Source organism: Streptomyces sp. NPDC046900 (assembly GCF_040644975.1).
Classification (GTDB): Bacteria; Actinomycetota; Actinomycetes; order Streptomycetales; family Streptomycetaceae; genus Streptomyces.
Genome location: NZ_JBEYXD010000001.1, coordinates 153705 through 166394 on the forward strand (window position 1 = coordinate 153705; position 12690 = coordinate 166394).

A 12690-nucleotide genomic window follows, 5' to 3' on the forward strand; every position below is an offset into this window, starting at 1 on the left:
CCGGGCCCGGGCTGCGCCGCCCGCGCTCCACGTCCTCCTGTGCGGACGCGCACGAGAAGGGGGCTCCCGTACGTGGTGTACGGGAGCCCCTTTCGTGTGCCTACGGGCTAGGAGGGCCTGCGGGCCGAGGTCACGCGGTACACGTCGTAGACGCCCTCCACGCCCCGTACCGCCTTCAGGACGTGGCCCAGATGCTTCGGGTCGCCCATCTCGAAGGTGAAGCGGGAGGTGGCCACGCGGTCCCGGGACGTCTGGACCGCGGCCGAGAGGATGTTGACGTGCTGGTCGGACAGGACCCGGGTGACGTCCGAGAGCAGCCGTGAGCGGTCCAGCGCCTCGACCTGGATCGCGACGAGGAAGACCGACGACTGCGTCGGGGCCCACTCGACATCGAGGATGCGCTCCGGCTCCCGGGACAGGGACTCGACGTTGACGCAGTCGCTGCGGTGAACGGACACACCGCTGCCGCGGGTGACGAAGCCGATGATCGGGTCACCGGGGACGGGCGTACAGCAGCGGGCCAGCTTGACCCAGACGTCGTCGACGCCCCTGACGACGACACCGGGGTCCTGGTTCCGGCGCCGCTTGCGGGCACGGCCCCGGGCCGGCGGAACGGCCTCGTCGATCTCCTCGGTGGCCGCTTCCTCGCCGCCGAGCGCCTGCACCAGCTTCTGCACGACGTTCTGCGCGGCGACATGGCCCTCGCCGATGGCCGCGTAGAGGGACGAGATGTCCGGGTAGCGCATCTCGTGGGCCAGAGTGACGAGGGAGTCGCCCGTCAGGATGCGCTGGATCGGCAGGTTCTGCTTGCGCATCGCCCGTGCGATCGCGTCCTTGCCCTGCTCGATCGCCTCCTCGCGGCGCTCCTTGGAGAACCAGGCACGGATCTTGTTGCGGGCGCGCGGCGACTTGACGAAGCCGAGCCAGTCGCGGGACGGCCCCGCCCCGGTCGCCTTGGAGGTGAACACCTCCACCAAGTCCCCGTTGTCCAGGGTGGATTCGAGCGGGACGAGCCGGCCGTTGACCCTGGCCCCTATGGTCCGGTGGCCGACCTCCGTGTGGACCGCGTACGCGAAGTCCACCGGGGTGGCACCGGCCGGAAGCGCTATGACGTCGCCCTTCGGGGTGAAGACGAAGACCTCGTTGCGGGACAGGTCGAAGCGCAGGGACTCGAGGAACTCGCTCGGGTCCTCGGTCTCCTTCTGCCAGTCGAGCAACTGGCGCAGCCACGCCATGTCGTTGACGGCGTCGTGGTCCTTGGCGTTCTTGGCGCTCGAACGAGGCGCGTCAGTACGGATCTTGGAGGCGCCCGCGACGGCCTCCTGCTTGTACTTCCAGTGCGCGGCGATGCCGTACTCGGCGCGGCGGTGCATGTCGAAGGTGCGGATCTGGAGTTCGACGGGCTTGCCGTTGGGTCCGATCACCGTCGTGTGCAGCGACTGGTACATGTTGAACTTGGGCATCGCGATGTAGTCCTTGAATCGCCCCGGAACCGGGTTCCAGCGGGCGTGGACCGTGCCCAGTGCCGCATAGCAGTCGCGGACCGTGTCCACGAGGACGCGGATGCCGACCAGGTCGTAGATCTCCGCGAAGTCACGGCCGCGGACGATCATCTTCTGGTAGACGCTGTAGTAGTGCTTCGGGCGCCCCGTGACCGTCGCCTTGATCCGGGCGGCGCGCAGGTCGGACTGCACCTCGTCGGTCACTATGGCCAGGTACTCGTCGCGCTTGGGGGCACGCTCGGCGACCAGCCGGACGATCTCGTCGTACATCTTGGGGTAGAGGATCGCGAAGGCGAGGTCCTCCAGCTCCCACTTGATGGTGTTCATGCCCAGCCGGTGGGCGAGCGGCGCGTAGATCTCCAGGGTCTCGCGCGCTTTCTTCTCCTGCTTCTCGCGCTTGAGGTAGCGCATGGTGCGCATGTTGTGCAGGCGGTCGGCGAGCTTGATGACCAGGACGCGCGGGTCCTTGGCCATGGCGACGACCATCTTGCGCACGGTCTCGGCCTGCGCGGCCTCGCCGAACTTGACCTTGTCCAGCTTGGTGACGCCGTCGACGAGGAGGGCCACGGTGTCGCCGAAGTCGCGGCGCAGCTGGTCCAGGCCGTACTCGGTGTCCTCGACCGTGTCGTGCAGCAGGCCCGCCATCAGGGTGGCCGGGTCCATGCCCAGCTCGGCGAGGATGGTGGTCACCGCCAGCGGATGCGTGATGTACGGGTCGCCGCTCTTGCGCTTCTGGCCACGGTGCCAGCGTTCGGCGACCTGGTAGGCACGCTCGACCTGGCGGAGCGTCGCGTTCTCGATCTTCGGGTCGTTGCTGCGCACTATCCGCAGCAGGGGCTCGAGCACCGGGTTGTACGGGTTGGCGCGCTGCACCCCGAGGCGGGCCAAGCGGGCGCGTACGCGGTTGGAGGAGCCGGAGCGGGTGGGCGGGGCCGGAGCGGGGCGGACCGCCGCGGAGCGCTCGGCAGGGGCCGGCTTGGGGCGCGGCTGCTCGGCCGCCTGGTCGACGGGCGCCGACTGGGCGTGCTCCACCGGCCCGTGCGGGGCGTTCTTCGCGCTCCGGGCGGGCTGCGCCGCGGCCTTCGAAGACGGCTCGGGCTTGGCGGCGGTCAGTGGCTGGGCCTCGTCTGCCAAGAGGGCTCCTCTGCGCGTTCCGGGTCCCCCGGTCAGGCTCCGGAGACCCCATGGTAGCGATCCCTGGCTCCGGGCTCGCCTTCAGGCCGTTGAGACGGCTTCACCTTGGGGAAACGCACGAGACGGGCGCCGGATTCCTCCGGGCCCGTCTCGTGTGTACAGCGGCCGTCCTCCGCCTGGCGCGGCGGTGTATCCGGCGGTGCTCAGATCTGAAGCAGTGCCTCCAGCGGCGCCCCGGCCAGGGCCGGCTCCAGGCGGGCACGGCCGCCCAGGAAGCCCAGCTCCATCAGCACGGACACTCCGGCGACCCCGGCCCCCGCCCGGCGGATGAGCTGGAGGGAGGCCTCGGCGGTGCCGCCGGTGGCGAGGACGTCGTCCACGACCATCACGCGGTCCGCCGCGGAGAGGTCCTCGGCGTGCACCTCGATCTCGGCGGAGCCGTACTCGAGGTCGTACGCCTGGAGCAGGGTGGCTCCGGGAAGCTTGCCCGCCTTGCGCACGGGGACGAAGCCGACGCCCGCGCGGATGGCGGCCGGCGCTCCGAGGATGAACCCGCGGGCCTCCAGACCGACGATCTTCGTCGCGCCGTGCCGCACGGCCAGCTCCGCCAGTGCGTCGGTGAGCGCGGTGAACGCCTTCGGGTCCGCGAGCAGCGGGGTGATGTCCTTGAACATCACGCCCGGCTGCGGGTGGTCCGGCACATCCCGTATGCGGCTCAGCAGCAGCGCCGTTATGTCGGTCATCAGCGCTTGCCGGAGGGTCGGCCGCGACCGCGGGTGCGGGACGCGGGCTGGTCGCGCTGGCCCACGACGGCGGGCGTGGAGTCCTCCGGTTCGCCCTCGTCCGGTTCGACACCGGCCCGGGCCGCGGCGAGCTCGCCCTCGGCGGAGGCCTGGGCGCGCTTGGCCAGGACCCGCTTCCTGAGGGCCCTCATCTGCGGCTCGCGCTCCTTGAGGTCGGCGACGAGCGGCGTGGCGATGAAGATCGACGAGTACGCACCGGCCGCAAGACCGACGAACAGCGACAGCGAGATGTCGTTCAGCGTGCCCGCGCCGAGGAAACCGCCACCGATGAACAGCAGACCGGCCACCGGCAGCAGCGCCACCACGGTGGTGTTGATGGAGCGGACCAGGGTGCTGTTGATCGACATGTTGGCGACGTCGCTGTAGGTCCAGCGGGTCTGCTTGGTGAGGTCCTTCGTCTGCTCCTTGAGGCTGTCGAAGACGACGACCGTGTCGTAGAGCGAGTAACCGAGGATCGTCAGCAGACCGATCACCGTACCGGGCGTCACCTCGAAGCCGACGAGGGCGTAGATACCGGTGGTGATGGTGATGTCGTGGATCAGCGCGACCAGGGCCGCGACGGCCATGCGCCACTCGAAGGCGATCGCGAGGTAGATCACCACGAGCACCATGAAGATCGCCAGACCCTGCCAGGCCTTGCTGGCGATCTGCTCGCCCCAGCTGGGACCGACCAGATCGGCGTTGATCTTCTCGGCGTTGACGTTCAGGTCCTTGGCGAGTGCGTCCCTGATCTGGTCGGCCTTGCCGGTCTCGATACCGGCGATCTGGATGCGCAGACCGCCCGTACCGAGCTTCTGCACGACCGCCTGGTGACCCGAGGAGTCCTGGGCGTAGGTCTCGGCCTGCGCCACGGAGGCGCTCGTGCTGGGGGTGGTGAAGACGGCACCGCCCTGGAACTCGATGCCCATGTTCAGACCGCGCACCGTCAGGCCGAGGATGGCCGTGATGGTGATCAGGATCGAGATGCCGTACCAGATCTTGCGCTTGCCGACGAAGTCGTAGGAGACCTCGCCTCGGTGGAGCCTGGCGCCGAGGTTGCCGAGCTTGGACATCTCTCACGCCTCCTTCGGGTCGACGGGGGCGGAGGGACGACGGGTGCGCCGCAGCGGCGGCTTGGCGCCCAGGCGCTTGGGGTCGAGACCGGACCAGCTGTGACCGCCCGCGAAGAACTGCCGGCGGGCGAGGATGGTCATCAGCGGCTTGGTGAACAGGAAGACGACCACCACGTCCAGGACCGTCGTGAGACCAAGGGTGAACGCGAAGCCCTGGACCTTGCCGACCGTGACGATGAACAGCACCGCGGCGGCGAGGAACGAGACGAAGTCGGAGACCAGAATGGTGCGCCGGGCACGCGGCCAGGCACGCTCGACGGAGGGCCGCAGCGAGCGCCCCTCGCGGATCTCGTCCCGGATGCGTTCGAAGAACACGATGAACGAGTCCGCGGTGATACCGATCGCGACGATGGCGCCGCAGACGGCCGGCAGGTTCAGCGCGAAGCCGATGGTCGGGCCGAGCAGCGACATGATGACGTAGGTCAGGACGGCCGAGATCATCAGCGAGGCGATCGCGATCAGCGACAGACCCCGGTAGTAGACCACCAGGTAGATCACGACGAGGGCGAGACCGATCGCACCGGCGATCAGACCGGCGTGCAGCTGCTCACCGCCGAGGGCGGCGGTGACGGTGGTGACGCTCTGCTCCTCGAAGGAGAGCGGAAGCGCACCGTACGACAGGACGTTCGCCAGGTCCTTGGCCTCGGTCTGGTCGAAGCTGCCGGTGATCTCGGCGCTGCCGCCGGTCAGCGCCTGGCTGACGTACGGGCTGGAGACGACCTCACCGTCGAGGACGATGCCGAACTCGTTCTGCGGCGCCTGGTTCTGCGCCAGCTTGCCGGTGATGCTCGCGAACTTCTTGGACCCCGCGGACGTGAAGTCCATGGTGACCTTCCAGCCACCGGCGCCCTGGGTGTCGTAGACCGCCTGGGCCTTCTTGACGTCCGTTCCGGCGACCTCGGCCGGGCCGAGGAGGTACTTCTGCCACTGCTTCTGCGAGTTCTGGCCGCAGGCCACCGTGGGCTCGGTGGGCTTGGTGCCCACGCCGGTCTTGGCGCGGACGGCGCTGTCGGCGCAGTTCAGCTGGGCGTACTCGGCCTGGAGCTTGCTGGTCGCGTCGGAGGCGCCGCTGCTCGCCGACGGCGAGGCGCTGGCGGAGGGGCTCGCGCTCGAGGTTGCCGACGGCGAGCCGGACGGCGACGGCGACGAGGTGGCCTTCAGCGCGTCGGTGACCGCGCGGCCCTGAGAGGTGGCGCTTGCCGAGGGGGTCGCGGAGCCGGACGGCGTCGCGGAGCTGGAGGAGCTCGCCTTGCTGCCGGTGCCCGGCGAGGCGCTGCTGGACGGGCTCGCCGTGGGGCTGCCCGAGGCGGCCGGGCCGACGGCCTCGGTGGCGAGGACGGGGCGGAAGTACAGCTTGGCCGTGGTGCCGACCTGCTCCCGGGCCTGCTTGGAGTTCGTGCCCCGCGGGATGTTGACGATAATGTTGCGATCGCCCTGCGTCTGGACCTCTGCCTCGGACACGCCCAGACCGTTGACACGGCGGTTCATGATGTCGACCGCTGTGTCCATGTTGGTCTTGTTGATCGCGGATTCCTGGCCGCTCTTCGCCTTGAGCGTGATGCTCGTACCGCCGGCGAGGTCGATGCCGAGACGCGGAGTGGTGTGCCCGGAGGCGAACATGCCCCCGGTGAGCGCCGCGATGGCGATCAGGATGAGGGCCAGCGAGCGCCCTGGCTTGCTCTGGGCGCTCGCGCTCCGGCCCTTCTTCGGTGCTGCCACCTTCTCGTACTCCCTCTCGTGCCGCCGCGCGCGGGGTCGGCGTGCGGGCGGCCATGACATTGTGTCGGGTCTCCGGGCGGAAACCGCACAATCCGGGACCGGAGCGCGTGTCTGCGCTCCGGTCCCGATGGGCGGCTACTTCGCGTCGGCCTCGCCGTCGGTCTTCTTGGGCGCTGCTTCGTCCGCCTTCGCGTCGGCCGCCTCGTCGGCGGCCTCCTCGGCGGAGTCCTTCTTGCCGAGGTCGACGGGCTTGTCGTCGGAGGCGTCGGCGGCGGAGTCATGGGGCTCGGTGAGGGAGGAGACGTCGTCCGGCACGACGGCGCCCTCGGCCTTCAGGTCGTGCTCGATGCCGTGGACGATGCGGTTGTACTCGTCGTCGGTGAGGACGGCGCCGATCGCGTTCTTCGCGAAGAGGAGCTCCACGCCCGGGCCCGCGTCAACGAGGACCGTGTCCTCGTTGACCTCCTTGACCGTCGCGTACATGCCCCCGATCGTGCGGACGCCGCTTCCGGGCTGCATCTCATTGCGCATCTGAACGGCCTGCTGCTGCTTGCGCTTGGCCGAGCGGGTCATCAGGAGCATGGCCCCGAACAGCACGATGAACAGGAGGAGGGTCACGATATTCACGGGACGGAATTTTCCTTCGCACGACCGCTCGATCGGCGGCCTGGTGGATGGGAGGGGACGGCGCCGCTTATAAGGGCGGCATCGGCGGAGTCTAAGCGAGTCCGCACGCAAGGAACAACGCTCAGCATGGCACCGGGGTTCCTGCCGGTGCGAGTCCCGCGCCGTCAGGCCCCGAACAGGTCCTGTTGTCCGTTTCCGCCGGTGACACCGCGTGGCGCGGTGAGCCCGAGGTGTGCCCACGCGGCCGGAGTGGCCACCCGACCGCGCGGGGTGCGGGCAAGCAGGCCCTCCCGGACCAGGAAGGGTTCGGCGACCTCTTCCACGGTCTCCCGTTCCTCGCCCACCGCGACCGCGAGCGTGGACAGGCCGACGGGGCCGCCGCCGAACAGCTTGAGCAGGGCCTCGAGGACCGCACGGTCGAGGCGATCCAGGCCCCGGGCGTCGACCTCGTAGACGGTGAGCGCGGCGGCCGCGATCTCGCGGTTGATCACTCCATCCGCCTTGACCTGCGCGTAGTCCCGCACACGGCGAAGCAGGCGGTTGGCGATACGAGGCGTGCCCCGCGAGCGTCCGGCGATCTCCGCGGCGCCGTCGGGGTCGATCTCCACGTCCAGGAGGTTCGCCGAGCGGTGGATGACGCGCTCCAGCTCGGCCGGCTCGTAGAACTCCATGTGCGCGGTGAAACCGAAGCGGTCGCGCAGCGGGGGCGGCAGCAGGCCGGCCCTGGTGGTGGCGCCGACCAGGGTGAACGGCGGCAGCTCCAGAGGGATGGCGGTCGCGCCGGGTCCCTTGCCGACGATCACGTCGACCCGGAAGTCCTCCATGGCCATGTAGAGCATCTCCTCGGCGGGCCGGGACATGCGGTGGATCTCGTCGAGGAAGAGGACCTCGCCCTCCTGCAGGGAGGAGAGGATCGCGGCGAGGTCGCCCGCGTGCTGGATGGCGGGGCCGCTGGTGATCCGGATCGGGGCGCCCATCTCGGCCGCGATGATCATGGAGAGGGTGGTCTTGCCGAGGCCGGGGGCGCCGGACAGGAGCACATGGTCCGCGGTGGCGCCGCGGGCCCGGGCCGCGCGGAGCACGAGGTCGAGCTGCTCGCGGACCTTCTCCTGGCCGATGAACTCGCCCAGGTCCTTGGGGCGCAGCGCGGCCTCGACGGCCTGGTCCTCACGGTCGGCGGACGCACCGACGAGCCGCTCGGGGGCGGGGGTGTCGGGCGTGTCATCCCAGTTCATCGGTTCCTCTGCCTTGCGGTCTCGTGGTGGCGCGGGTGGTTCAGCGGGCTCGATTCAGGCTCTGCAGGGCCGCCTTGAGCAGGGCACCCACCTGGGGCGTGCCCCCGGCGGCCTCGGCCTGCGGGGCGACCGCGGCGACTGCCTCCTCGGCCTCGCGGGTGGCGTACCCGAGGCCGATGAGCGCGGCGTGCAGCTGATCGCGCCAGCCCGAGGTGACCGGAGCGCCGACCGCCGGGGCGCCGATCGGCTCGCCCAGGCGGTCCTTCAGCTCGAGAAGCAGCTTCTGCGCGCCCTTCTTGCCGATGCCCGGGACGGCGATGAGCGCCTTCTCGTCACCGGTCGCCACGGCTCGGCGCAGAGCGTCGGGGCTGTGGACCGCCAGCATGGACTGGGCCAGACGCGGGCCCACGCCGCTCGCCGTCTGCAGCAGCTCGAACACCTGGCGCTCGTCGTCGTCCGCGAAGCCGTACAGGGTCAGCGAGTCCTCGCGCACCACCAGGGACGTGGCGAGCTTGGTCTGCTGTCCCATCCGGAGTCCGGAGAGCGTGTTCGGCGTGCACTGGACGGCGATACCGATGCCGCCCACCTCGACCACCGCGGAGTCCGGGGCGAGGGCGGCGACCGGGCCGCTGACGAAGGCGATCATGCGGTACGGCCTTTCGATGCGTGCAGGGCTACTGCCTGCTGGAGCCGGTTCTGGGCGGGCGCGCGCCAGATGTGGCAGATGGCGAGGGCGAGGGCGTCGGCGGCGTCAGCCGGCTTGGGCGGCGCGTCGAGCCGCAGGAGCCGGGTGACCATGGCGCCGACCTGCGCCTTGTCGGCCCGTCCCGTGCCGGTGACGGCGGCCTTGACCTCGCTCGGGGTGTGCAGGGCGACCGGGATGCCGCGGCGGGCGGCACAGAGTATGGCGACGGCGCTGGCCTGGGCGGTGCCCATCACCGTACGAACGTTGTGCTGGCTGAAGACCCGCTCCACGGCGACGAATTCGGGCCGGTGCTCGTCCAGCCACTGCTCGATGCCCTGCTCCACGGCGACGAGACGCAAGCCGAGGTCGGCGTCCGTGGGCGTGCGGACGACACCCACTCCGAGCATGGTCAGCGGCCGTCCTGGAACGCCCTCGACGACGCCGACCCCGCACCGGGTCAGCCCCGGGTCCACCCCCAGTACGCGCACGTACGCCCCTTCCCCTCTGTGCGGCCGGCCTCGCCCCGGCTACCGCTGGGCGGCGCCCCCGGCCGCGCTCGCGGACCTGGCCGGGCGCCACCGGGTTTGCCTGGGCGCGGTCCGTGGGCGGTGATCATTGACTGACGCCAGGCTATCGGCTGCCACTGACAACGACGGCGGGCCGGGGGACGTGTCCCACCGGCCCGCCGTCGACGTCGAGCTCGCGGCAGCGTTACGCGTCGACCTTCTCCATGACCTCGTCGCTGACGTCGAAGTTGGCGAAGACGTTCTGCACGTCGTCGCTGTCCTCGAGCGCGTCGATCAGCTTGAAGATCTTCTTGGCGCCCTCCTCGTCCAGCTCGACCTGCATGGTCGGGACGAAGTTCGCCTCGGCGGAGTCGTAGTCGATCCCGGCGTCCTGAAGAGCGCTGCGTACCGCGACCAGGTCGGTGGCCTCGCTGAGCACCTCGAAGGACTCGCCGAGGTCGTTGACCTCCTCGGCGCCCGCGTCCAGCACGGCACCGAGGACGTCGTCCTCACCGAGCTCACCCTTGGGGACGATCACGACGCCCTTGCGGTTGAACAGGTACGAGACGGAGCCGGGGTCGGCCATGGAGCCGCCGTTACGGGTCATGGCGACTCGGACGTCGGAGGCGGCGCGGTTGCGGTTGTCGGTGAGGCACTCGATGAGCACCGCGACGCCGTTGGGACCGTAGCCCTCGTACATGATCGTCTCGTAGTCGGCGCCGCCGGCCTCGAGGCCCGCGCCGCGCTTGACCGCGGAGTCGATGTTCTTGTTCGGGACCGACTGCTTCTTGGCCTTCTGGATGGCGTCGTAAAGAGTCGGGTTGCCTTCGGGGTCCGAGCCTCCCGTCCGGGCCGCGACCTCGATGTTCTTGATCAGCTTCGCGAAGAGCTTGCCGCGCTTGGCATCGATGACGGCCTTCTTGTGCTTCGTCGTGGCCCATTTAGAGTGGCCGGACATCTGCCTGTCTCCTTCGCGTAACCCAACTCTGTACGAACGTCAGAGATCCTACAAGGACTCCGCCCCTCGCTTGGCGAGCACCATGTCGACGAACAGCGCGTGCACTCGGTGGTCGCCCGTCAGCTCCGGGTGGAACGACGTGCCCAGCGCGTTGCCCTGGCGTACGGCGACGATGTGACCGTCGTACTCGGCGAGCACCTCGGCCTCGGCGCCCACGGACTCGACCCAGGGCGCCCGGATGAAGACGCCCTCTACAGGATCGCCCTCGACTCCTTCGACGTCGACCGCCGCCTCGAAGGACTCGTTCTGACGCCCGAAGGCGTTGCGGCGCACGATCATGTCGATACCGCCGATGGTCTCCTGGCCCGAGCGCGGATCGAGGATCTTGTCGGCCAGCATGATCATGCCGGCGCAGGTGCCGTAGACGGGCATGCCGTCCCGCACACGCGCGCGGAGGGGTTCCATCACTCCGAAGAGGACGGCCAGCTTGGAGATGGTGGTGGACTCGCCGCCGGGGATGACGAGGCCGTCGATCTCGGCGAGTTCTTCGGGGCGCCGCACCGGCCTGGCCACGGCGTCGGCCGCGGCCAGGGCGATGAGGTGCTCCCGTACGTCGCCCTGGAGAGCCAGGACGCCTATGACGGGTGCGTCGGTCATGTACGTGGTGTCCTCGGTGATGTCGTGCGGTGTCCGGACGGACGGGTACTACCAGCCGCGGTTGGCGTAGCGCTCGCTCTCGGGGAGGACGTCGCAGTTGATGCCGACCATGGCCTCGCCGAGGTTGCGGGACGCGTCCGCGATGATCTTCGGGTCGTCGTAGAAGGTGGTCGCCTTCACGATGGCGGCGGCGCGCTTGGCCGGGTCGCCCGACTTGAAGATGCCGGAGCCGACGAAGACGCCCTCGGCGCCGAGCTGTCGCATCAGCGCGGCGTCGGCCGGGGTGGCGACACCACCGGCGGAGAACAGCACGACCGGGAGCTTGCCCAGCTCGGCGACCTCCTTGACCAGCTCGTACGGGGCGCGCAGCTCCTTCGCGGCGGCGTACAGCTCGTGGTTGTCGAAGCCGCGCAGCTTGGCGATCTCGTTCTTGATCTGCCGCAGGTGGCGGACGGCCTCGACGACGTTGCCGGTGCCCGCCTCGCCCTTGGAGCGGATCATCGCCGCGCCCTCGGCGATACGGCGCAGCGCCTCACCCAGGTTGGTGGCGCCGCAGACGAACGGCGTGGTGAAGGCCCACTTGTCGGAGTGGTTGACCTCGTCGGCCGGGGTGAGGACCTCGGACTCGTCGATGTAGTCCACGCCGAGGGCCTGCAGCACCTGGGCCTCGACGAAGTGGCCGATGCGGGACTTGGCCATCACCGGGATGGAGACGGCGTTGATGATGCCCTCGATCATGTCCGGGTCGGACATGCGGGCCACACCGCCGTCCTTGCGGATGTCGGCCGGGACCCGCTCCAGAGCCATGACGGCGACGGCGCCCGCGTCCTCGGCGATCTTCGCCTGTTCCGGCGTGACGACGTCCATGATCACGCCGCCCTTGAGCTGCTCGGCCATGCCGCGCTTGACGCGGGCTGTGCCGGTCTCGGGGGTCTGGGGGGTGGAGAGCGTGCTGGACACGGGTTTCGACCTCACTCTGAAAAAGAGGGATTTCTGCTGGACCGAGGAAACGTGAGGTGAACGGGCCACTGCAAGGGCCAATACGGAGGCGGTGGATCATTTTGCCCCGCACATCGGATGCGGCCCGGCGGCTTCTGCCCCCGAACCCCGGCCGGGCGAGGCCTTCAGACAGCGGAACGGTCCGTGAGCGCCGCAGGCGGCTCGTCGTCCATTTCGAAGGCCATCGGGAACGGGGCGTGGCCCGCCAGGCGGAACCAGCGCACCTTGCGGTGGCGCCGCAGCGCCCGCGCCGCCCCCACCGCGTCGTTGTGGAACCGCCGGGCCATCGGCACCCTGCGCACCGCCTCGGTCAGCTCCCGGGCGGCCGCCTCACCGCCGGGGGCCTCGCGTACCGCGTCCACCTGCGAAGCCTCTCCGAAGACGGCCCGCAGCGCCTGGCTCAGCTCGCTCTCGGCGACCTCACGCTGCTCCTCCTCCGCCTGCCGGGCCCCATGCGCGGCCTCGTACAGGACGATCGACGCGGCCGGGTCCAGCACGCCGGAGGTCGCGAGCTCCTGGGCGACCGAGGCGCGGCGCAGCAACTGCGCGTCGAGCGCGGCGCGTGTCGCGTCGATCCGCGAGTGCAGCCGGTCGAGGCGGCCCGCCGTCCAGCTCAGGTAGAGGCCGATCGCGATGAGGGCGACAAGGATCCAGATGGGGGTTGCGGTCACGGGCGGCAAGGCTACCGGTGCGCCCGCTGGGCTCGGCCGGACCGGGGCCTCCCTGTGCGGCGGGACCCCCACCACGGGCTCG

The 12690-nt window shown here is 70.1% G+C and carries 12 protein-coding genes; all 12 read right to left on the reverse strand.

The window, feature by feature from the left end:
- Positions 1-107: 107 nt before the first annotated feature.
- The 12 genes from ABZ904_RS00660 to ABZ904_RS00715 all read right to left on the reverse strand — a co-directional run bounded on the left by ABZ904_RS00660 (position 108) and on the right by ABZ904_RS00715 (position 12608).
- Positions 108-2636, reverse strand: coding sequence for a bifunctional (p)ppGpp synthetase/guanosine-3',5'-bis(diphosphate) 3'-pyrophosphohydrolase (locus ABZ904_RS00660; protein WP_359390015.1), 2529 nt, complete (start codon positions 2634-2636; stop codon positions 108-110).
- A gap of 203 nt (positions 2637-2839) precedes the next feature.
- Positions 2840-3379, reverse strand: a complete 540-nt coding sequence (locus ABZ904_RS00665) for an adenine phosphoribosyltransferase (RefSeq protein ID WP_361820314.1) — start codon at positions 3377-3379, stop codon at positions 2840-2842.
- The gene (gene secF, locus ABZ904_RS00670) at positions 3379-4491 is read right to left on the reverse strand and encodes a protein translocase subunit SecF (RefSeq protein ID WP_361820317.1); all 1113 of its coding nucleotides are present in this window, start codon (positions 4489-4491) and stop codon (positions 3379-3381) included. Before secF ends, ABZ904_RS00665 begins: the two co-directional genes overlap by 1 nt.
- A gap of 3 nt (positions 4492-4494) precedes the next feature.
- Complete coding sequence (secD, locus tag ABZ904_RS00675) at positions 4495-6270, reverse strand: protein translocase subunit SecD (protein WP_359390006.1); 1776 nt, start codon at positions 6268-6270, stop codon at positions 4495-4497.
- Between the two features lie 135 nt (positions 6271-6405).
- Positions 6406-6897 (reverse strand): preprotein translocase subunit YajC, encoded by a 492-nt coding sequence (yajC, locus tag ABZ904_RS00680; protein ID WP_359390003.1) that lies wholly within the window; start codon positions 6895-6897, stop codon positions 6406-6408.
- A gap of 164 nt (positions 6898-7061) precedes the next feature.
- Entirely contained in the window at positions 7062-8132 is a 1071-nt protein-coding gene (ruvB, locus tag ABZ904_RS00685) for a Holliday junction branch migration DNA helicase RuvB (protein WP_359390000.1), read from the reverse strand.
- A 40-nt stretch (positions 8133-8172) separates the two neighbouring features.
- Positions 8173-8778, reverse strand: a complete 606-nt coding sequence (ruvA, locus tag ABZ904_RS00690) for a Holliday junction branch migration protein RuvA (RefSeq protein WP_359389997.1) — start codon at positions 8776-8778, stop codon at positions 8173-8175.
- Complete coding sequence (gene ruvC / locus ABZ904_RS00695; protein ID WP_361820323.1) at positions 8775-9305, reverse strand: crossover junction endodeoxyribonuclease RuvC; 531 nt, start codon at positions 9303-9305, stop codon at positions 8775-8777. The genes ruvA and ruvC overlap by 4 nt, the downstream gene beginning before the upstream one ends.
- Before the next feature lie 223 nt (positions 9306-9528).
- Positions 9529-10281 (reverse strand): YebC/PmpR family DNA-binding transcriptional regulator, encoded by a 753-nt coding sequence (locus ABZ904_RS00700; RefSeq protein ID WP_359389991.1) that lies wholly within the window; start codon positions 10279-10281, stop codon positions 9529-9531.
- A gap of 48 nt (positions 10282-10329) precedes the next feature.
- Positions 10330-10938 carry a pyridoxal 5'-phosphate synthase glutaminase subunit PdxT gene (gene pdxT, locus ABZ904_RS00705; RefSeq protein ID WP_359389988.1) on the reverse strand — a complete coding sequence of 203 codons (609 nt, stop codon included), beginning with the start codon at positions 10936-10938 and terminating at the stop codon, positions 10330-10332.
- Between the two features lie 48 nt (positions 10939-10986).
- Complete coding sequence (pdxS, locus tag ABZ904_RS00710; RefSeq protein WP_311696060.1) at positions 10987-11898, reverse strand: pyridoxal 5'-phosphate synthase lyase subunit PdxS; 912 nt, start codon at positions 11896-11898, stop codon at positions 10987-10989.
- Positions 11899-12062: 164 nt separating this feature from the next.
- Positions 12063-12608: a hypothetical protein gene (locus tag ABZ904_RS00715; RefSeq protein ID WP_361820328.1), complete on the reverse strand. Its 546-nt coding sequence runs from the start codon at positions 12606-12608 to the stop codon at positions 12063-12065.
- Positions 12609-12690 lie beyond the last annotated feature (82 nt).

Bases quoted from the DNA above. Each gene is read 5' to 3' on its own strand.
- ruvA (WP_359389997.1), bottom strand. From the start codon at position 8,778: ATGATCGCCTTCGTCAGCGGCCCGGTCGCCGCCCTCGCCCCGGACTCC.
- ABZ904_RS00700 (WP_359389991.1), bottom strand. From the start codon at position 10,281: ATGTCCGGCCACTCTAAATGGGCCACGACGAAGCACAAGAAGGCCGTC.
- secF (WP_361820317.1), bottom strand. From the start codon at position 4,491: ATGTCCAAGCTCGGCAACCTCGGCGCCAGGCTCCACCGAGGCGAGGTC.
- pdxT (WP_359389988.1), bottom strand. From the start codon at position 10,938: ATGACCGACGCACCCGTCATAGGCGTCCTGGCTCTCCAGGGCGACGTA.
- ABZ904_RS00665 (WP_361820314.1), bottom strand. From the start codon at position 3,379: ATGACCGACATAACGGCGCTGCTGCTGAGCCGCATACGGGATGTGCCG.
- ruvB (WP_359390000.1), bottom strand. From the start codon at position 8,132: ATGAACTGGGATGACACGCCCGACACCCCCGCCCCCGAGCGGCTCGTC.